The organism is Curvibacter delicatus NBRC 14919 (assembly GCF_001592265.1).
Classification (GTDB): Bacteria; Pseudomonadota; Gammaproteobacteria; order Burkholderiales; family Burkholderiaceae_C; genus Hylemonella; species Hylemonella delicata.
On the sequence record NZ_BCWP01000041.1, the window covers coordinates 1 to 19,897 of the forward strand.

Annotated in this window: 17 protein-coding genes; 14 read left to right on the forward strand and 3 right to left on the reverse strand. The window is 60.7% G+C overall.

All coding sequences use genetic code 11. The annotated features are described in order from the left end of the window. Positions 1-57 precede the first annotated feature (57 nt). Both CDE01S_RS15430 and cadR read right to left on the reverse strand, forming a co-directional pair. On the reverse strand, positions 58-3,027 hold the full coding sequence (locus CDE01S_RS15430; protein ID WP_066709544.1) for a Tn3 family transposase: 2,970 nt from the start codon (positions 3,025-3,027) through the stop codon (positions 58-60). 122 nt (positions 3,028-3,149) lie between these two features. Further along, positions 3,150-3,632 carry a Cd(II)/Pb(II)-responsive transcriptional regulator gene (gene cadR / locus CDE01S_RS18275; protein WP_084382926.1) on the reverse strand — a complete coding sequence of 161 codons (483 nt, stop codon included), beginning with the start codon at positions 3,630-3,632 and terminating at the stop codon, positions 3,150-3,152. Between the two features lie 198 nt (positions 3,633-3,830). Between cadR and CDE01S_RS15440 the strand changes: the two genes are divergently transcribed. The 6 genes from CDE01S_RS15440 to CDE01S_RS15465 all read left to right on the forward strand — a co-directional run bounded on the left by CDE01S_RS15440 (position 3,831) and on the right by CDE01S_RS15465 (position 12,667). Then, positions 3,831-5,960 (forward strand): heavy metal translocating P-type ATPase, encoded by a 2,130-nt coding sequence (locus CDE01S_RS15440; RefSeq protein WP_245636196.1) that lies wholly within the window; start codon positions 3,831-3,833, stop codon positions 5,958-5,960. A gap of 146 nt (positions 5,961-6,106) precedes the next feature. After that, positions 6,107-6,619 (forward strand): hypothetical protein, encoded by a 513-nt coding sequence (locus tag CDE01S_RS15445; protein ID WP_066709551.1) that lies wholly within the window; start codon positions 6,107-6,109, stop codon positions 6,617-6,619. A gap of 93 nt (positions 6,620-6,712) precedes the next feature. After that, complete coding sequence (locus CDE01S_RS15450; protein WP_066709554.1) at positions 6,713-7,054, forward strand: hypothetical protein; 342 nt, start codon at positions 6,713-6,715, stop codon at positions 7,052-7,054. Between the two features lie 63 nt (positions 7,055-7,117). Beyond that, the gene (locus CDE01S_RS15455; RefSeq protein ID WP_066709557.1) at positions 7,118-8,419 is read left to right on the forward strand and encodes a TolC family protein; all 1,302 of its coding nucleotides are present in this window, start codon (positions 7,118-7,120) and stop codon (positions 8,417-8,419) included. Beyond that, a complete protein-coding gene (locus CDE01S_RS15460) occupies positions 8,416-9,576 on the forward strand; it encodes an efflux RND transporter periplasmic adaptor subunit (protein ID WP_066709559.1) in 1,161 nt (386 codons plus the stop codon). Before CDE01S_RS15455 ends, CDE01S_RS15460 begins: the two co-directional genes overlap by 4 nt. Before the next feature lie 10 nt (positions 9,577-9,586). After that, positions 9,587-12,667, forward strand: a complete 3,081-nt coding sequence (locus tag CDE01S_RS15465) for an efflux RND transporter permease subunit (protein ID WP_066709572.1) — start codon at positions 9,587-9,589, stop codon at positions 12,665-12,667. 59 nt (positions 12,668-12,726) lie between these two features. Here the strand turns inward: CDE01S_RS15465 and CDE01S_RS15470 are convergent, their stop codons facing one another. Next, positions 12,727-13,908 carry a tyrosine-type recombinase/integrase gene (locus CDE01S_RS15470; protein ID WP_245636194.1) on the reverse strand — a complete coding sequence of 394 codons (1,182 nt, stop codon included), beginning with the start codon at positions 13,906-13,908 and terminating at the stop codon, positions 12,727-12,729. Between the two features lie 153 nt (positions 13,909-14,061). Here CDE01S_RS15470 and CDE01S_RS15475 point away from each other — a divergent pair, with 153 nt between their 5' ends. The 8 genes from CDE01S_RS15475 to CDE01S_RS15510 all read left to right on the forward strand — a co-directional run bounded on the left by CDE01S_RS15475 (position 14,062) and on the right by CDE01S_RS15510 (position 19,897). After that, on the forward strand, positions 14,062-14,397 hold the full coding sequence (locus CDE01S_RS15475; protein WP_066709574.1) for a PepSY domain-containing protein: 336 nt from the start codon (positions 14,062-14,064) through the stop codon (positions 14,395-14,397). A 56-nt stretch (positions 14,398-14,453) separates the two neighbouring features. Beyond that, on the forward strand, positions 14,454-15,050 hold the full coding sequence (locus CDE01S_RS15480) for an undecaprenyl-diphosphatase (RefSeq protein ID WP_066709575.1): 597 nt from the start codon (positions 14,454-14,456) through the stop codon (positions 15,048-15,050). 69 nt (positions 15,051-15,119) lie between these two features. Continuing rightward, complete coding sequence (locus CDE01S_RS15485) at positions 15,120-15,902, forward strand: COG4705 family protein (protein ID WP_066709577.1); 783 nt, start codon at positions 15,120-15,122, stop codon at positions 15,900-15,902. 28 nt (positions 15,903-15,930) lie between these two features. After that, entirely contained in the window at positions 15,931-16,383 is a 453-nt protein-coding gene (locus CDE01S_RS15490; RefSeq protein ID WP_066709578.1) for a hypothetical protein, read from the forward strand. A gap of 16 nt (positions 16,384-16,399) precedes the next feature. Beyond that, complete coding sequence (locus CDE01S_RS15495) at positions 16,400-17,158, forward strand: COG4705 family protein (RefSeq protein WP_066709580.1); 759 nt, start codon at positions 16,400-16,402, stop codon at positions 17,156-17,158. A gap of 22 nt (positions 17,159-17,180) precedes the next feature. Beyond that, positions 17,181-17,846: a response regulator transcription factor gene (locus CDE01S_RS15500; protein ID WP_066709584.1), complete on the forward strand. Its 666-nt coding sequence runs from the start codon at positions 17,181-17,183 to the stop codon at positions 17,844-17,846. After that, positions 17,822-19,258 (forward strand): ATP-binding protein, encoded by a 1,437-nt coding sequence (locus CDE01S_RS15505; protein WP_245636195.1) that lies wholly within the window; start codon positions 17,822-17,824, stop codon positions 19,256-19,258. The genes CDE01S_RS15500 and CDE01S_RS15505 overlap by 25 nt, the downstream gene beginning before the upstream one ends. A gap of 78 nt (positions 19,259-19,336) precedes the next feature. Then, positions 19,337-19,897: a recombinase family protein gene (locus tag CDE01S_RS15510; protein WP_066709606.1), complete on the forward strand. Its 561-nt coding sequence runs from the start codon at positions 19,337-19,339 to the stop codon at positions 19,895-19,897.

A 19,897-nucleotide genomic window follows, 5' to 3' on the forward strand; every position in this document is an offset into this window, starting at 1 on the left:
GAGGGTCGGCCGTGATTCCTGAAAATTTCGCAGAATCGAGACTAACCCATTGATATTTCAGGAGAATTTGATTTTGTAGTCGATGGGTTCGATGGCCCGTCCGAGGTCCAGCGTGTAGTCCCCGAACCGGTTGATGTGGCTGGTCCGGTATGGTGACAAAGCCTTCAGCACCGGCTCGCCCACCGGGTATCCCTGGCTTTGCAGCTCTTTGAGCTTGCGCGACATCCACTGCACGTTGTGCAGAATCACCATATTGGCCACGAGTTGGCTGTACTTGATGACCTTGCGCTGCTCGTGGCGCAGGTTCTCGGCGATCACCCCTTCCCCGCCGAAGAACAGCCATTTCACGAAATTGTTGAACTCCTCGCTCTTGTTGGTCGCGGCATGGATCGACCGGCGCAGCTCCACGTCGCTGATGTAGTCGAGCAGGAACAAGGTGCGGATCACCCGCCCGAGCTCGCGAAACGCGAAGTAAAGCTTGTTTTTGTGGCTGAAAGTCCCCAGCCGCCTGAGGATCATCGACGGCGTGATCCGGCCGAGCTTGATGGAAACCGCCACGCGCAGCATGTCGCGGTAGTGCAGCTTGATCAAATCCCAATCGATCGTTCCACGAAACAGACTCTGGATGTGCTTGTACTGCACCCCTGGTTCTGCCTTGAAGAACACCAGGTCCTTGATGTTGCGTATGCGCGGCATTAGCTTAATCCCCAGCAGGTGCGACAGTCCAAAAACCGGCGCGCTCTGCGCCTGTGTGTCGCCATGCAGGGTATCAGGCTGGATGTCGGACTCGTTCTTTACCAGCCCATCGAGGATGTACACGGCCTCATAGACGCCACAGGGAATGAAGTGGCTGAACAGCGCGATGTACATGTCCGAGACGTGGTAGTACCCGATGCCGCCGTAGCCGCCATAGCGCAGGTGGTATTCGGATAGCAGGTTTTGCTCGTAGACGTTCCACTTGGTGCCATCCGCCGAAGCGCTCTTGCCAGTGCCCCAGAATTGCGGTAGGGAGAACCGGTTGTAGGCGTTAACGACCTTGAAGATTGCCTTGTCGAGCCGCTCCTCCGTCACGTGGTGCAGGTTGAGCCATGCCACCTGCTTGCGCGATAGGCCCTTGACCGACAGCGCGGTCTGGGTCGGCCCCAGGTTGCAACCGTAGCAGAACAGCGTTGTCAGGAAGCGTTTGCGGGGATCGTCAACCTTGCTCTCAAAGCCCGACAAGGGGCCGAACAGCTTGTGCAGATCCAGCCACCGCTCGGTTTCGGTCAGCACATCCAGAATGCTGGACGTTGCCATCGAATCGGTGATGGCCTGATCGACCTCCGGCAGCCCTTCCGGTGGCGGCGCCCGCTCGCTGCGCCGCAGCAGCAAGCCAGACTCAGTCATCGCCACATGCTCGTTGTCCGGGAAACGGGCGTCGACCTGGCGGGCCAAACTGGCGAGTTGCTGCTTGTGCTGCACGACGAAATCGTCAGCATCCGCCGGCAGTCCGACCATGTCGCTGTACTGGCTGATTTCGGCATCGAACTCCTCCCAGCTCACCAGGTGGTCGCGGTAGTCGTCGTACTGGTCGCTGTTCTGCACATACAGGTCGCCGGACTTCAGCTCGTCCATCACATGCGAAAGAATGCACAGCTCCAGGTACTTGCGATGGATGAGGCCCGGAACCGCTTCCTCGTCTTGACCCTGAATCAGCGTGTGCCATTTCCTATCGGCCAGCCAGGTCAGGTCGAGCAGGATGGCTCCGCTGTCGGCGGGAACATACTCCTTGTGGCTGGAGCGGAACTGCGCGATCCAGCTTACTGCGCGTAACAAGGAGTCATCCGGCGACGATGACTTTAGCGCCATCGCATCGAGGCACTGGAACAGCAGCGATCGCCTGGCGCGGTAGGGCTGTAGCATGAACGGGTAGTAGTTGTTGCCCGCATAAGCAATGTGTTCATCGCAGCGTTCAATCCAGGCAGCCGGATCGTCGCCCAGCATTTTGCGCATCCTGCCAACCCGCTGCGCTTCCGTCCCGTCGTCCTCGAAGGCGGTCAGCACATCGCGGAACTGGGCGATCAGCGCCTCGCCTTGCGCCACATGCTCCAGCTGGTATTGCTTCAGGCGCTCGCGTGCGACGTTGTGCATATTGCGCACGGACCGGATGAAGATGTCGGCAATGTCGTCGACGGCCTTTTGCAATTGCGCCTGAATCAGCAGCACCGCCAGGGCGTAGCGCTTGATCGGCTTAAGCGCCTGCATTTCGCGCACATTGAGTGCGCGGGCTTCGAGCACGAACTGGGTTCGCTTTGGTACCGAGACGCCGTCGATCGCCGGCATGCCTTCGGCCAACTCGCGCAGCGCCTGGATGTGCGTCAGGAAACTGGCGACCTCGCGCACGCTGGGCTGCTTGGGCTCGCGCTTGAGCTGGTCCCATTGGCTGCGGCCCTTGCGGGTGCGAAACATCTGGTCGATCCCGGCCTGCTGGGCATCGGTCAGGGCCGTGGAAATATGCTTGTAGAGCTCGTCATTGACCTTCACCCGCGCCCGGCTCGCGATGCGTGACAGCGTGACGAATCCCGGCAGCACGTAGCGGTGATGAACCAGTTCTTCCAGGAGGATGTTGATGATGTCGGGTAGTTCCTGCTTAGTCTGTGCCGCCTTCACCGCCTCGCCTTCGAGCCAGTCCTGTGCGTCGGCATCCAGGAGCCTCAGGCCGACGAACTCGCGCAGCCGCCGCTGGTGTAGCGACTTGCTACCAGACTGGTCGTAGCGCTGCAGCATTGCTGTGGAGAACGGTTGGACGCGGTAGTGCTTACAGATGTGTTTGATGACCGCGTTTGGCACGATGTCCATCGTGACGAAGTAGCCCAGCCGCTGCAGCATCTTCAGTTGGACCGCGATCAAAGCCTGCGTCGTCGCCCGGCGGTACGCGTTCGCGATGAAGCGGCGTTCCGTCGCGCTGGGCGTGAACGCCGAGATCAGGTCCTGGTCACTGATCTCGGTCCTGAGTTGCGGATAGGCGGTGTCGTTGATTCCACTCATGGGGGCATCCGGTCGATCGGGCGCAGGCGGGGCGAGTCAGATTCGAACTCTACTGGAGTTTTTGGCGGAGCCTCTTAGTTCAGCAACACCGCGTTCAACCGATGTTCTGTGTTTTGTTCCCATCATGACCTCTTCGGTTGGCGTAGTTGCTGGTGCACGCCGTGGACATGGACTGCATGGCCGTGATCAGCAGAACTGCGCCCCTGTAGTCGCGCAGCCCTCTCCAATCCGCTCAAAATGCCACAATCGGTCGCTACTTGATTGCTGACGCATTGCTCGCGCAGCGTTCTCAATTCCTTTTCGAGCACCTTGAGTTCACGTATCCGCGCGACGACATGGCCGATGTGCTCGTCCAGCAGCATATTGACTTCGCCGCAGTTTTCCGCAGGTGCATCCTTGAAGCGCAGCAAAACGCGGACTTCGTCGAGCGTCATATCCAAACTACGACATTGCCGAATGAGCGACAAACGTTCAGCATGGTCATCCTCGTAGATCCGGTAATTGCCTTCGGTTCTGGATGGCTCAGGCAGAAGACCTTCGCGCTCGTAGAAGCGGATTGTCTCGACCTGAGTGCCGGTGGCGCGTGCCAATTCCCCGATTTTCATGGGTGCTTCTCCTGAGGAGCCAAATTCCTGGATCTGTGCAAATTGTTCCAATTCTAGGCACTTGACTCTTTAGTGGCTAGAGGGTTTCCAATACCTTCATTCAAGGAGAAATCGATGAGATCAGCGCAAGCCGGCGGTGCCGGCGAAACCAGTTCGTGCGGGTGTGAAAGCAGTTGCAGTATCACGTCCGCAGTCCCTATGCCTGCGGGGCCTGCATCAGAGGAGACTGGCGGCTCGGTGTTTCGCATTCCCACCATGGACTGTGCGACTGAGGAAGCCGAGATTCGCCGGGCCCTGGAGGGAATTCCCGGGCTGCGTGGCATCAGCTTTCAATTGTCAGCGCGCACGCTGCGAATCGATGCTTCCAGTACGGTAGTTCCGCTAGCCCTAGACGCGATTCGTCGGGCCGGCTTTGATCCCCAACCTGTCGCCTCCGGCAGCCCGCAAGCTCATGGACGTACATCCGCATCCAGGGATTTGTGGCGTCTGGCCTTGGCTCTGCTGCTGGCGGTTGGGGCAGAGCTGCTGGCCTTCTTCGCACCCAACGCGATGGCATTCAAAGGCGCAGGTATGGCCTTGGCTACCGCTGCGATCTGGCTGTCAGGATTCTCGGTCTACCGCAAGGGCTTTGCCGCCTTGCGACATGGTCGCTTGAACATCAATGCCCTGATGACAGTCGCCGTGACAGGCGCCTTCCTGATTGGCCAATGGCCGGAAGCCGCCATGGTGATGGCACTCTACGCCATTGCGGAACTGATCGAAGCACGCGCCGTGGACCGGGCGCGCAACGCCATCCAGAGTCTGCTCGACTTGGCGCCTGACTCGGCCGAGGTCCACCAACCCGATGGCACCTGGCGGGCTGTCGCCTCAAAGGATGTGGTTCTTGACGCGATTGTGCGAGTCAAGCCAGGCGCACGCATTCCGCTTGATGGCGTCGTCATCGCGGGGGCCGGTGCCGTCAATCAGGCGCCGGTGACGGGCGAGAGCATTCCGGTCGACAAGGCGGTTGGCGACGCAGTTTTTGCTGGCACGATCAACGAAACCGGGATGCTCGAAATCAAGGTGACCGCTGCTGCCGCCAATACAACGCTGGCTCGCATCATCCAGGCAGTCGAACAGGCGCAGGGAACCCGTGCCCCCACACAGCAGTTTGTCGACAAGTTCGCGACCGTTTACACCCCGGCTGTTTTCGCGCTGGCTGTGGCGGTGGCTATTCTTGCACCGTTGCTGGTGGATTGGACCTGGGCACAGGCAATGTACAAGGCCCTGGTCCTGCTCGTGATCGCCTGCCCGTGCGCCCTGGTCATTGCCACGCCGGTCACCGTGGTCAGCGGGCTGGCGTCCGCCGCACGGCGCGGGATCCTGATCAAAGGCGGCGTTTACCTGGAAAGCGCCCACAAACTCAAAGTCATCGCCCTCGACAAAACCGGCACCATCACCGAAGGCAAGCCCAGGTTGGTGGCGACCGAGGTATTGACGTCGTCCATTCCTGAAGCGCAAGTGTTGCGCTGGGCCGGTGACCTTGCCGGCCACTCCGACCACCCCGTGTCCATAGCGATTGCCGCAGGACTGGGACAGAGTAATGGGCAGCTGACTGGATTTACGGCGTTACCCGGGCGCGGTATTGAAGCCATGGCTGATGGCCAGCGCCTCACCCTGGGCAACCATCGCCTGATTGAAGAGCGCGGACTGTGCAATGCCGGGATCGAAGCTCGGCTGGCGGTCCATGAAGCACAGGGACGAACCGTCACGCTGCTGGCCACGGATACCCAAGTGCTGGCCATCTTCGCCGTGGCCGACACCATCAAGGACAGCTCGCGTGAGGCGCTGGCTGAGCTGCACGCCCTTGGCGTTAGGTCGGTCATGCTGACGGGTGACAACGAGGCCACCGCCAAAACCATCGCCAGCCAGGCCGGCATCGACGATGCGCGCGGCAATTTGCTGCCGGAGGACAAGCTGGCAGCTATCGAAACCCTGCAAAAGCGTTATGGGATGACGGCAATGACCGGCGACGGCATCAACGATGCCCCTGCGCTGGCCCGCTCCGACATCGGGATCGCCATGGGCGCCGCCGGCACCGATACGGCCATGGAGGCGGCCGATGTGGTCATCATGAACGACGATCTGCGGCGAATTCCGGAAACTATCCGTCTGTCGCGCCGCACCCATGCCGTGCTGTGGCAGAACATTGCCCTGGCGCTGGGCATCAAGTTCGTGTTTCTGCTGCTGGCCATCTTCGACAACGCCACGATGTGGATGGCGGTATTTGCCGATATGGGCGCGAGTCTGATCGTGGTGTTCAATGGTTTACGTTTGCTGCGTCGATGACGTCCATTCATTTGAGGGGATTCAGTGGTCTTTTTGTGCGTTGTCTGAAGCAGTCGGTCCTGCGATTGAATTTCGGCGTCAACCGACACCGAAATTCAACCGCAGTAGTGTCAGTGCCCCTTTGGGGCTTTTCAAGGAGATTCGAAATGCGAAAAGTGACTTTGAGTGCGGCCTTGGCCGCAGCCCTGATTTCGATGGGATCCGTCAACGCGCAGCCGGCTGCATCTTCAGAAAAAGCTGCACAAGCGCAAGCCAAATCGCCCGATGTGGCGGAGTTTGACAAGCAAGCCGTACAGATCCAGGAAAACATCAAGAAGTTGCAGGAGCAGATGGACAAGATCCGTCAGACGCAAGACCCTCAGGAGCGGCAAAAGCTGCTCCAGGAGCATAGGGTCACCATGCAAAGCAGCATGGGAATGATGCAAGGTATGTGGGGCCCCGGCATGATGGGGTGCTGCGGGGTAGGTCCCATGATGGGCGGCGGCTACATGATGGGTGGTCCCGGGATGATGGGTTGGCGCGGGATGGGTGGCTATTACTCCCGACTGACCCCGGAGCAGCTGAAGCAACGACAGTACATGATGGATCAGTACCTCGGTATGCAGCAGCAGATGATGAATCACATGCTGTGGCAGCAGAATTACATGTGGTCGAGGTGATGGCTGAATTCGTGCCTAAAACCTCCGATCTCCCAGCAGATTTGATCACTTGATAAACTTCATCCCGAACCGTCGCCGAGTCTTGCCAAATTCATGATCCGCTCTAAACGCTTTCGCTCCTTTCTGGCGATGCTGCTGGCCTTCTGCCTGGTCAGTGCGTCGCTATGGAGCGTTAGTGCCGAAGCCATGGCAGACGCCTTGGCGGACGAAGTCAGTCATGTCAGCATGGATCGCGGCACGGATCATGGCCCCGCTGACAAGGCCTGCAACCATGGGTGCCACGCTCAAACCCATCTGGCAGGGTTCGATTGCAGCATCGCGCAGTTCATCATGCCTGTTTCCACGCAGGTTTCCTGGGCCCAATCCCGGCTGGTCATACCCAGACGTCCAGCCGACGGCCCCTTTCGCCCTCCTCGAGACACCTTTCAAGTCTGATTCGTCGCAATTTGTCGACGGGCCGAAGCTCGCCGATTTGACTCTGCTTGAAAGGTTATTTACATGTTTATCGGCAATTTTGCCGGGGGAGGCGCATGGCTGCGCGCCCTTGGCATCATGGCGGGGATTTCCCTTGCCATTGGGGCCGCTCGCGCTGCGGCCACCCCCCTGACACTCGAAGACGCGTGGCGCCTCGCCGAAGCGGCCAACTCGACGTTGCGTGCGGCGCAGGCCGGACTCAGCGCAGCTGAAGGCCAACTGCGGGACGCATCCGGTCTGTTTTACAACAATCCCACGCTGTCGACCGACCAGACCAGTCGCCGGACTAACCCGAATGGTCAACCGGAAAACCGATTTCACGAGCAAGCCATCGGCATCTTCCAGACCTTTGAAATCGCTGGACAGGCGGGGTTTCGACGCAGCGCGGCAGAACAAGATCTGGCCGCGACCCGGATGATGCTTGAGGAAACGCGGCGCCAGGTACGTGCTGAGGTAGAGCAGCGCTTTGCCCGGGTACTGGTATTGGAGCGTCGTATCGACGCCGAGCGTGACGCGGTGGCGGCGGTGGAGGAAGCCGCAAGTGCGGTCAGGAGGCGTATGGCTGCGGGCGAGGACAGCCGCCTGGACAGCAATCTGGCAACGGTGGAGGCCGAACGTGGCCGCAATCAGCTTGCCGCGCTGACAGAGCAACTGCTGCAAGCCAGAGAAGAACTCGCAGCCATATTGCAATTGCCAGCCGACAACGTACCTGTCGTTGCAGGCGAATTGAACGCGGGGGCGCCGACCTACACCCTCGACGCACTGCTCGTGTCGGCAGCCAAACGCTCGCAGCTACAAGCACTTGAGCACCGAGAAGAGGCGGCTCACAGGCGACTTGATTTGGAGAATGCCTCGGTCGTGCCGGATGTGACGCTGGGATTGAGCGTGGGCCAGGACGCCCCCTACGATAGCCGCGAGCAGTTCACCCGTCTGACCCTATCCGTTCCCCTGCCGCTGTTCCGGCGCAATGCCGCAGGCATCGGCAAGGCAGCAACCGAACTGTCCCAGGCTCAGATCGAACGCGAAAGCACGATTCGCAACATCAACGCCCAAGTGCGAACCCTCTGGCAACGTCTTGACAGCCTCAGGGAACGCGTCAAGCGACTTACCGAGTCTGTCTACCCCGCCCTCGACGAAAACCGCCGCTTGTCGACCACTGCCTACCGTGCCGGCGAAATCGGCTTGCTGCAACTGCTGCTCGTTAACCGCCAACTTCTTGATGCTCGCCGCGACTACCTCGACGCAGTGGGCGAATTCGTTCAAACCCGCATTGCCCTGGAACAGGCGGCCGGATGGCACGCTGACCTGACGGAGAAAAACAAATGACTCGAATCCATCTTTTGGCCACAGCCCTGGCGCTCGGTCTTGCACTTGCCGGCTGCAACAAACCTGAATCACCCGGCAGGCTTGAAGCGGCCCAACATGCCGAGGCCGAGCCGGCCGAAACTGGCACTATTGCCTTGACCGACCAGGAAATCAAGGAGACGCGCATCCGCACCGAACAGGCCAGCGAGAGGGAGGTCGCCGAGCGCATCCAGTTGACGGCCACCATCCAATCCAACCAGGACCGATTGGCCCACGTGGCGCCCCGGGTGCCAGGACGCATTGTCGGGATCAGCGCCAAATTGGGCGACCGCGTAAAAGCCGGACAGGCATTGGCCAGCCTTGACAGCCTCGAACTGGGTGAAGCGCACTCGACATATCTGCAAGCCGAAAGCCAGGCTCGGGTGGCGCAGGCTGATTTCGAGCGGGCCGAGAAGCTCTATGCCGACCAGATCGTGCCGCAGAAGGACTTCCTGCGCAGCCGCGCCGAGCATGAAAAGGCCCGTGCCAACCTTCGCGCGGCTGCCGACAGGCTGCGTCTGATGGGCGTCAACCCATCCCAGGCGGAACATGCCATCTCGACTTTTCCGGTAACGGCACCCTTCGCCGGGACGGTCATCGAGAAGAAGGCCGTTCTGGGCGAACTTGCGACGCCGGATCAGACCTTGTTCACTGTCGCTGACCTCTCGACTGTCTGGATCGAGGCCGATCTCTTTGAGAAAGATCTCGGCAAGATCCGCGTTGGCGCCACGGCCGGTATCACCGTGGCCGCTTATCCTGGTGAGGTGTTCAAAGGCCGTCTGACTTATATCAGCAGCGTCATGGACAAGGAGAGCCGCACCGTCAAAGGGCGAGTGGAAGTACCCAATTCCGACGGTCGACTCAAGCCCGACATGTTTGCCACCGCCGCTATCGATACGGTCACCACCGGGAAGGTGCTAACCGTACCAGCAAGTGCGGTGCTGCTCATTGAAGGCCAACAAGTTGTGTTCGTGCGCGAAAACGCCGGTTTCGAGAAACGGATCGTCCATCTTGGCGACGACCTGGGCGGACGCTCGGTGGTCAAGGATGGCATCAAGGATGGCGAAGCAGTCGTGGTCGAGGGAGCCTATGCCCTGAAGGCCCGACTCCTCAAATCCAAGATCGGTGATAACGACTAAAGGGGCCAGTATGTTGAGTCGCATTGTCGAAATTTCGTTACGCTACAAGCTGCTGGTACTGGTGGCATTTTTACTGGTGGTCGTGCTGGGTATCCGCTCGTGGCAGCGGGTACCGCTGGATGCCTTTCCGGATGTCACGCCGGTCCAGGTCAATGTCTACACCGAGTCGCCGGGACTTGCCGCCGAAGACGTGGAGAAGCTGATCACCTATCCCGTCGAGTCCGTGATGGCGGGGTTACCCAAGGTGGAGGAAATCCGCTCCACTTCCCTGTTCGGCCTGTCTTACGTCAGCGTCTATTTCAAAGACGACATGGATGTCCAGCTGGCCCGCCGACTCGTGAGCGAAAAGCTGGCCGAGGCGAAGTCCCGCCTTCCCGATGGTTACGGGGAACCGACCCTGGGACCGAATGCCTCGGGCCTGGGCCAGGTGTTCTGGTACACCTTGGAAGGACTTGACGACAAACTCACGGGCATGGATTTGCGCAGTGCCCAGGATTGGGGTGTGCGCATGATCCTGCGCACCGCGCCGGGCGTGGATGATGTCCTCTCCTGGGGCGGCGATGAGAAGCAGTTCCAGGTGCTCATTGATCCGCGCCGTCTCGTCAAGTACGGCCTTGGCTACAAGGAGGTGATGACAGCCATTGCCGCCAACAACCGGCAGGTTGGCGGCCAGTACATCAACCTCCATCGCGAACAGTATCTGGTGCGTGGCTTGGGTCTGGTGTCCAATGCGGAAGACATCGGCAGCATTCTGGTCGCCCAGCGCGAAGGGACACCGATTTACGTGCGCGACGTGGCCGACATCCGGCCCGCTCCGGCGCTACGCACTGGCGCAGTGACCAAGGACGGCAAGGAAGTGGTGCTCGGAATGGCCCTGGCGCGGACCGGCGAGAACGCCCAGCAGGTGGTGGAGTCCGTCCGCGCCAAGCTGGCGACAGCCATGAAAAGCCTGCCTGCCGACATCAAACTGGCTGTCGCCTACGACCGCACGGAGCTGATTGACAAGGCCATCGCCATGGCCGACCGAGCCATGATCGAAGGCGCCATTTTGGTCATTGCGGTGCTGTTTCTGTTCCTGGGCGAAGTCCGTTCGGCGCTGATCGTTGTCGTGGCCATTCCCATGGCGCGGCTGATCGCCTTTCTTTTCATGGACGAAGCGGGCATGACGGCCAATCTCATGTCCCTGGGCGGTTTGATCATCGGCCTTGGCATGACCATCGACGGCCCGGTGGTGCTGGTGGAAAACGCCTTTAGGCTGCTTTCCCACCACGCCGGCAAGACCGTCAACCGGACTGCGGTGGTGCTGCGGGCAGCACGGGAGGTGATGAATCCCATCGCCTTCGGCGTCCTGATCATCATCGTGGTTTTCCTGCCGCTTTTTGCGCTCACCGGGCTCGAAGGCAAGCTGTTCAAACCCCTGGCCATCAACATGACCTTTGCCATGCTGGGTTCCCTGATCCTGACCGTCACGTTGATACCGGTACTGTCGGCCTTGGCGCTGCGCGCCAAGCAGGAGCAGGAGCCACGGGTCGTGCGCTGGCTAAAGGCGCGCTTCGAGCCGATGTTGCTATGGGTTCTGGAGCACAAGAAGCCCGTGATGATGGCGACGGTTGCCTTGTTTGTGGGCGCACTTGCGCTGTTCCCCTTCCTTGGCAAGGAGTTCATGCCCACCCTGCAGGAACAAGGCATCATGTTCCGCGTCACCAGCATTCCGTCCACGTCGCTGGAGGAGTCCATCGCCCTCTCCGAGAAAATCGAGAAGGAGCTCAAGACCTTTCCCCAAGTCAAGCATGCGCTGTCCATGATCGGACGAGCCGAGAAGGGCGAGACCGCGGATGTGAACTACATGGAAATCCTGGTCGATCTGCAACCGCAGGAGACCTGGCCGGAACAGATTTCTTATCAGGAACTCTCAAGCCGACTCCAGAAAAACCTGGAAAAGAAAGTGCCGACGGCCGTCATCGCCGCGACCCAGCCGATCCAGATGCGGGTGGAGGAGCTCATCTCAGGAGTACGGGCGACACTGGCGCTCAAAATCTACGGTGAAGACTTGGCCAGCCTGGACCGTCTGGCGGCCGCGGCCAAGGAAATCGTGGAGAGGGTACCCGGTGCGGCTGACGTGGCACTGGAGGCAAACCAGGGCAAGCCGCAGATGGTCATCAAGGTGAACCGGCCAGAAGCAGCCCGCTACGGCATCAATGCCGACGATGTGCTGGACGTCGTACAAGCCGGCATTGGTGGCAAGGCGGTCAGCACCCTGCTCGATGGCATTCGCCGTTACGACATCCAGGTCTGGTTGCCGCCTGAGTTCCGCGACAGCGTCGAGGCGGTGCGCGCCATTCCAATCCGAACGGCCAACGGCGCCTTGATTCCCCTCTCGCGGGTGGCGACGGTGGAGCTGGCCGAGGGCTATTCCTTCGTGCGGCGCGAACAGTTGCAGCGCTATGCCGTGGTGCAGATGGACGTCCGCGGCCGCGATGTGGATGGTTTCGTCAGCGAGGCAGCTGCCCGTCTCCAGTCCAGCCTCAAGCTGCCGAACGGCTACTGGCTTGAATGGGGCGGTGCCTTCGAGAACCAGCAGCGGGCCATGGCCAAGCTGGCTGTCATCGTGCCACTGACCATCGGGCTGATCTTCGTCCTGCTCTACACCGCCTTCAATTCCGTGCGCTATGCCACGCTCATCATCGCCAACGTCCCGTTTGCCGCCATTGGTGGCATTCTTTCGCTGTTCGCCAGTGGCCAGTACCTGTCGGTGCCGGCGGCGGTCGGGTTCATCGCCGTCTTTGGTGTGGCCATGTTGAACGGCATTGTGCTGGTGTCCTTCCTCAACGGACTGCGCGAACAAGGCCTGGGTATTCGGGAGACGGTGGTGCAAGGAGCGGTCTTGCGCCTTCGCCCTGTTCTGATGACAGCTCTGGTGGAGATTCTTGGGTTGATCCCCTTCCTGCTGGCCAGCGGAGTCGGTTCGGAGATACTGCGGCCATTGGCCACTGTGGTGGTTGGTGGACTCATCTCAGCCACCGCACTGACGCTTCTGATCCTGCCAATGGCGTATGAATGGATGGAGCTGCGTCGACAGCAGCAACCATGAGGCCGCGCGGCAATGATCTAAAGATCCGCGGCAACAGAAGAGTTTCGCGCTCACCATAGCTATGGGGCATGCCAACCAACCCGGTGTGCAGCTGTCGTTGCATCGTGCCTGGCATCGTCCTCCGAATGCAGGTAGATGCTGGTGGTGCTGATGTTGGCATGCCCAAGGTTGTCACGGACCACTTTCAAGTCAGCCTTTTCGCTCAGGTGGCTGCCGGCGGTGTGGCGCATCCAGTGGGTGGACGCCTGCTCGATATGAGCCGCAGCTGCTTCGAATTCAGGCCCCTTGCTCCGCAAGCGGGCCGCACTTTCACGGGCCACCGCCTTCACTATCTCGTGAATCGCGCTACGTGCCATGGGCTTAAGCGCCCCAATAAGAGGAACCACCAGCGGCACGGTGTCTCCCTCAGGTGGTAGGGGACTCAGTCCAAACACCTTGCGGTAGCGCATGAGCTCGGCCATCAACTCGCTGGTGGCTGGCACCAGGCGCGTTTTGCCGCCTTTGCCCGTAATCTCAAGCCACCAGCGCTCGCGCCCATCCGTGCCGCGCCGACTGAAAAATCCCCCCATGGTCGTCTCGCAAATTTCCGAGACCCGCAGCCCACCGATGTACAGCAGCGAAAAAAGCCATCGGCAGCGTGAAGCATGACGTCGGTCGCGCTCGTTGGTCACCGGCATGGCCTCGATGGTGCTCTTCACTACCTCCCAATGCTCCATGGGCAGGAAGCGGCTGACGCGGGGAGCTTGCTGACGCCGTTTGCGTCGGCTTAACGCCAGAGGATTCCCGGCCAGATAGCCAGCTTCCACCAGCCACGACAGCATGGCGTTGAGAATTGATAGCGCTTGGCGCTGACTGGCGGCACTGAGTGGCCCCGCAAATGGCCGCCATAGCGGGGAGTCCTGACCGGGCTTTTGGCCCGTCTTCATGACCCAGCGCTCGGCCGGTTGTGGATCGGCCAGGAATCGCTGGTAGACCAGCAAATCCTCATGGGTAAGGTCCGACAGCGCCACTCCATGCTGCAGCCCGCACCACAGCATGAGCCGCTCGGCTTCCTTGCGGTAGCTCGCTAGCGTTGCGGGCGAATCGGCATAACGTGCCAGCCAGGCCAGAACGGCGGAACGATCGTCGGTGGCGGCCAACTGGCCAGGCGAGGTGGCGCGATTGCGGCCACGACTGCCATCGAGGTGGGTAGGGATCACCAATTGGTCCGAGGTAACCAGCGCATTCATGGTGAGGTACATATTGGGGTCGTTTCAGAAAACGGAAAATAAAGCACGCTAAGCCATTGCCAGCAATCTCCGACGATAACGGCGACGGCTCGGCTCAGTGGCAGCTAAGTCTGCCTGCGTAGCTTCTCCACTGTGCAAATCCCTGCACTCTTCTGGAGAAGCATCATGTACCGCTACACCAAACTTTCCCTGCTGGCCATCGCCATTGCTACGACTGGCGCTGTCGCCTATGCCGCCAATGGTGGCATGGAAAACGACGCCCTGGCGATCACCAAGGCCAAGATTCCGCTCACCCAGGCCGTCACCGTTGCCGAGCAGCACGCCAATGGCAAGGCATCGCGCGCCGAGTACGAAAACTCGAAGCAAGGCTGGGTCTACGACGTGGAAGTCGTCAGCGGGGCCAAGGTCTTCGATGTCCGGGTCGATGCCGACAAGGGTACCGTCATCTCGTCTGCCGAGGACAAGGCGGATCACGATGACGACCACGACAAGCAAGACTGACCGACCGCTACTGTGGCCGGATCGCGCGTGACGCAGCGATCCGGCCCGGAGACTTCATGGAACACCTCAACCAAACATTTTTCCTGTGGCTCAACGCACCAGAACACCCGGACGCTTTGGTGGTGACGCTGGCCACCGTCTGCGCGGAATGGCTCATCTGGGCCGTCCCGATCCTGATAGGCATCGGCTGGCTGAGCGGCAACGAGAACACCCGCAAAACGTTTCTGGTCGCTACCGCGTCCGGCCTGCTTGGGCTGCTGACCAACCAAATCATCGGCTTGGCTTGGTCGCATCCCCGGCCTTTCATGATTGGGCTGGGTCATACGCTCATTCCCCATGTTGCCGACTCGTCATTCCCCAGCGATCACCTGACGCTGTGGTGGTCGGTTGCCTTCAGCCTTCTGCTACAGCGAGGACCTCGAAGTGTGGGCGTCACTTTGGCACTGCTTGGCCTCCTCATCGCCTGGTCGCGCATCTACCTGGGGGTTCACTTCCCGCTCGACATGCTTGGTGCCATTGCGGTCGCGGCGTTCAGTGCCGTGCTGACGTTGCACGAAGCACGCTGGTACCTGGGGCCGATCTACCGGCTGGCGACCCGTATCCATTGCTTGTTGTTCGGCAGACTGATCGCGCTGGGATGGGTGCGCGAGTGAGCCTATGGATGGGCTAAGTCTGCCTGGTCAGACTGGCGGCAATCCCTTTTACCTCGGCAGGAGAACACCATGAACAATTTGCTCACGGTCAGCGCAAGCGACTGGCTCAACAAAGTCCCTGAAGTCACGCTGTCGTTCTGGATCATCAAGATCATGTCCACGACGGTGGGCGAGACGGGGGCCGACTTCCTGGCGGTTAACGCGGGCTTTGGCCAGGGCCTGACGCGCACCGTCATGGCCGCTTTGCTGGCAGTCGCCCTATTCACTCAACTGCGCACCCACCGCTACACCCCTTGGATTTACTGGCTAACGGTCGTGTTGGTCAGCGTGGTCGGTACCCAGATCACCGATCTGTTGACCGACGGCCTGGGCGTCAGCCTCTACGTCAGCACTTCGGCGTTCGCCGTGGCGCTCGCCGCGATCTTCTTTGTCTGGTATCGGGTCGAACGTACCTTGTCTATCCACGACATCGTGACGCGCAGCAGGGAGCTGTTCTATTGGTCAGCCATCCTCTGCACGTTTGCGCTGGGCACCGCTGCTGGTGATCTGGCGACCGAGGCGCTGGGCTTGGGCTTTACCTGGGGGGCTGTCGCCTTTGGCGCGCTGATCGGCATCACCTATGCCGCCTGGCGCATGGGTGGCAACGCCGTGCTGACCTTCTGGATCGGCTACATCCTGACCCGACCCTTCGGCGCTGCGCTCGGCGACCTGCTGACTCAGGCCAAGACCTATGGCGGCCTCGGAATGGGGGCCATGTGGACCAGCGCCCTGTTCCTCTCAGTCATCGTCATGCTGGTGGCCGTTGCCCAGTTCAGCATGAACGCGGGCCGCTCCGCCCAGGTCACCGAGTAACCCCCTTCCCAATTTCCAAGGAGAAATCATGCCCAATACGCACTCTATCGCTCGCCTTGTCGCCGCCGTGTCGGCGGTGGCGCTCGTGGCCCTGACCACCGGCTGCTCCAAGCCTGCCGACCAAGGCGGCACGAACGCCGTGCCTGCCCCCGCGACCAACGCCAGCACGACATCGCTGAGCCAAGCCGCTTCCAAGCTGGGCGACTTGACCGCATTTCGCAGCATCGCCACTGACGTGGCCACCATTGTAGACAAGGGTGATCTGCCCGCCGCCAAGACCCGTATCAAGGATTTGGAGGTGGCCTGGGATTCGGCCGAGGCCGGACTGAAACCGCGCGCTGCCGACGACTGGCATGTTCTCGACAAAGCCATCGACAAGGCGTTGTCTGCGTTGCGTGCCGATACGCCAAGCCAAGCTGACTGCAAGGCTGCGATGGGTGCTCTGCTAAAAACCTTCGACACGCTCGAAGGCAAAGCCTGACCCGTGAGCGTGCCCCATGAAAACATCCACTGAACACGCGCTGGCCAAGGTGCCAGAAGTCACGCTGGGCTTCTGGCTTATCAAGATTGCCGCCACGACGCTCGGCGAAACCGGCGGCGATGCCGTCTCCATGTCCATGAATCTGGGCTATCTGGTCGGCACGGTCATATTCGCGGCGATTTTCCTGGCTGCCGTCGTCGCGCAGGTCAAGGCCAAAGGCTTTCATCCCTTCCTGTACTGGACGACCATCATCGCCACGACCACGGTCGGCACGACGTTGGCCGATTTTGCGGATCGATCGCTGGGAATCGGGTACGCTGGAGGTTCGAGCTTGCTGCTGGCCTTGCTGCTAGGCTCGCTCTTCGTCTGGCATCGCACCCTCGGCTCCGTGTCGGTGAGCACAGTCAGCTCGCCCAAGGCAGAAGCCTTCTACTGGCTGACGATCATGTTCTCCCAGACGCTGGGCACCGCGTTGGGCGACTGGACGGCTGATACGGCGGGTCTGGGATACACGGGTGCGGCCATCGTGTTCGGCGGGCTGCTCGCGCTGGTCGTGGCGGCCTACTACTGGACGAGCGTGTCCCGCACGCTGCTGTTCTGGGCGGCGTTCATCCTGACTCGCCCACTAGGTGCCGTGGTCGGGGATTTTCTGGACAAGCCGCTGAGCGCGGGTGGTCTGGCGTTGAGCCGCTATTCAGCATCGGCCGCACTGTTGGCCTTCATGCTGACTGCGATCCTGCTGTTCAGGCAGAGAGCAGCCAGGACGCCACATTGAACAACGATTGAACGGAGGGGGAATGCGGGTATTGCTGGTTGAAGACGATCCCATGATCGGTGACGCGATCCAGGGCGCATTGAAGGATGCGTCCTACGCCGCCGACTGGGTGAAGGACGGACAGACGGCGCTCACCACGCTGAACTGCCAGCATTACGACCTGGTGCTCCTCGACCTGGGCCTGCCCGGCAAGGATGGGCTGGAGGTCCTGGCCAGCATCCGTGCTAAACACAACCCGATTCCCCTGCTCATCATTACGGCTCGTGACGGCCTGGATGACCGTCTGCGCGGCCTGGATGGCGGAGCCGACGACTATGTGTCCAAGCCCTTTCAGATGGCGGAACTGCTGGCCCGGATGCGCGCCGTCCTGAGGCGCAAAGGTGGCACGGCAGCACCCGTGCTCAGTAACGGCGTGGTGACGCTCGACCCGGCCACCAAAGAGGCTTGTGCCAATGATGGCCCCCAAGTGCAACTGTCCAACCGCGAGTTCTCGCTACTGCAAGCCTTGCTGGTTCGACCTGGGGCCATTCTCTCGCGCAGCGAACTGGAAGATCGCATCTACGGCTGGGGAGAAGAGGTTGAAAGCAATGCCGTCGAATTCCTGATCCATGCGCTACGGCGCAAGCTCGGCAGCGAGGTCATCAAGAACGTCAGGGGGGTCGGATGGATGGTCTCAAAAGGCGCTTGAACGAATCGGTTCAGCTCAAGCTGTCCTTCACCCTGTCGCTGGCCATCCTCGTGATGGCCATCGTGGCGGGTGTCTTCTCGTTCCTGGCGGCTTTCGACGAAGCGCACGAGCTACAGGATGACGTTCTGCGCCAGGTGGCGCAGCTCATAGATCGGCAGCGCCTGTCACCGGCACCGCCGACGACCGATGTCCGCCCCAAAGATGTCGATGAAGAATCACGCGTGATCGTCCAGCGCTTGGACGAGGCTAACCCGTCTCCGGTAGGTGTGGATGCAGGCGGCACGCTTTCCCTGCCGACGACACTGGCTGATGGGCTGCACACGCTGGAGGTCGGTGGCGAGTCATTCCGCGTGCTGGTCAAGACCACGGCTGCCGGCGAACGCATCGCCGTGGCCCAGGAAGCGGGCTTCCGCAATGAAATCGCCCGCGATGGCGCGCTGCGCACCGTGATGCCCTTCCTGATTCTCGTGCCAGTGCTGCTGCTGATCGTTGCTGACCTGGTGCGCAAGATGTTCCGGCCCATCGCCGCACTCTCTAAGGAGATCGACCAGCGCGCCGAGCAGGAACTGCACCCTGTCGATGACCGCCACCTTCCGGTCGAGGTGCGGCCATTCGCTGTGGCGATCAATCGGCTGCTCGCCCGTATCGGCCAGTCTATGGAGTCACAGCGCCGCTTTGTGGCGGATGCGGCGCACGAGCTGCGTTCGCCGCTGACTGCCCTTTCGCTGCAAGCGGAACGGCTGGCCGAAGCAGAGATGTCTGGCCTGGCACGCGAACGGCTGACGCTGCTGCGCCAAGGAATCGAGCGCGGTCGGAGCCTGCTGGATCAACTCCTGACCTTGGCCAAGGCGCAGTCGGCCACCGACTCTCCGAAGTCGCCGGTATCCGTCCAGAGCATCTACCGCCGTGTGCTGGAAGACCTCATGCCGTTGGCCGAGGCCAAGCACATCGACATCGGTATCGAAGGCACGCAAGACGCCGAAGTGTGGGCAAGCGAGCTGGACATGATCGCTGTGGTCAAGAACCTAGTCGATAACGCCATTCGCTATACACCAGAGGGTGGGCGGGTCGATCTCTCGGTGGGGATGTCGGAAGGGAAAACCGAACTGCGTGTTCAGGACAGCGGGCCAGGCATCCCGCTGGCTGAACGGGACCGGGTTTTTGATCCCTTCTACCGCACGCTGGGTAGCGAGCAGATCGGTTCGGGCTTGGGGCTATCCATCGTCCAAACGATTGCCCATCGCATCGGTGCGGAAATCCACCTTGACTTCTCTGACCAGGAGAAGCAAACCGGTCTGGACGTCACCATTCTCTTTCCTGCGATCACCCCAGTCTGTGCAGATCAGAAGCAGTCAGGTTTGGCTATACCCTATCCTGATGTCAGGAAGGGCCGCCCAATATCGTCAGAATAGAGTTGATATTTGTATTTCTTGACACATGCAACTAAAGGTTATAGATTTATTCCTGACACTTTTGTATTGGGAGGCATCTTGCAGGTTCAACGCATCGGCTACGTCCGGGTCAGCAGCTTCGACCAGAACCCGGAACGGCAACTGGAGCATGTCGAAGTCGGCAAGGTGTTCACCGACAAGGCGTCGGGCAAGGACACGCAGCGGCCCGAGCTTGATTCGCTGCTGGCCTTCGTGCGCGAAGGCGACACCGTGGTGGTTCACAGCATGGATCGCTTGGCGCGTAACCTCGATGACTTGCGTCGCCTTGTGCAAAAGCTGACCAAGCGCGGCGTGCGCATCGAGTTCGTCAAGGAGAGCCTGACCTTCACCGGTGAGGATTCGCCGATGGCGAACCTGATGCTGTCGGTCATGGGGGCGTTCGCCGAATTCGAGCGGGCCTTGATCCGCGAGCGACAGAGGGAAGGCATCGCGCTCGCCAAACAGCGCGGAGCCTACCGGGGCCGCAGGAAAGCGCTGTCGCCCGAACAGGTAGCCGATCTACAGCAGCGTGCCGCCGCCGGTGAACAAAAAGCGAAGCTGGCCCGTGAGTTTGGTGTGAGCCGGGAGACCCTGTATCAATACTTGAGATTGGATCAATAG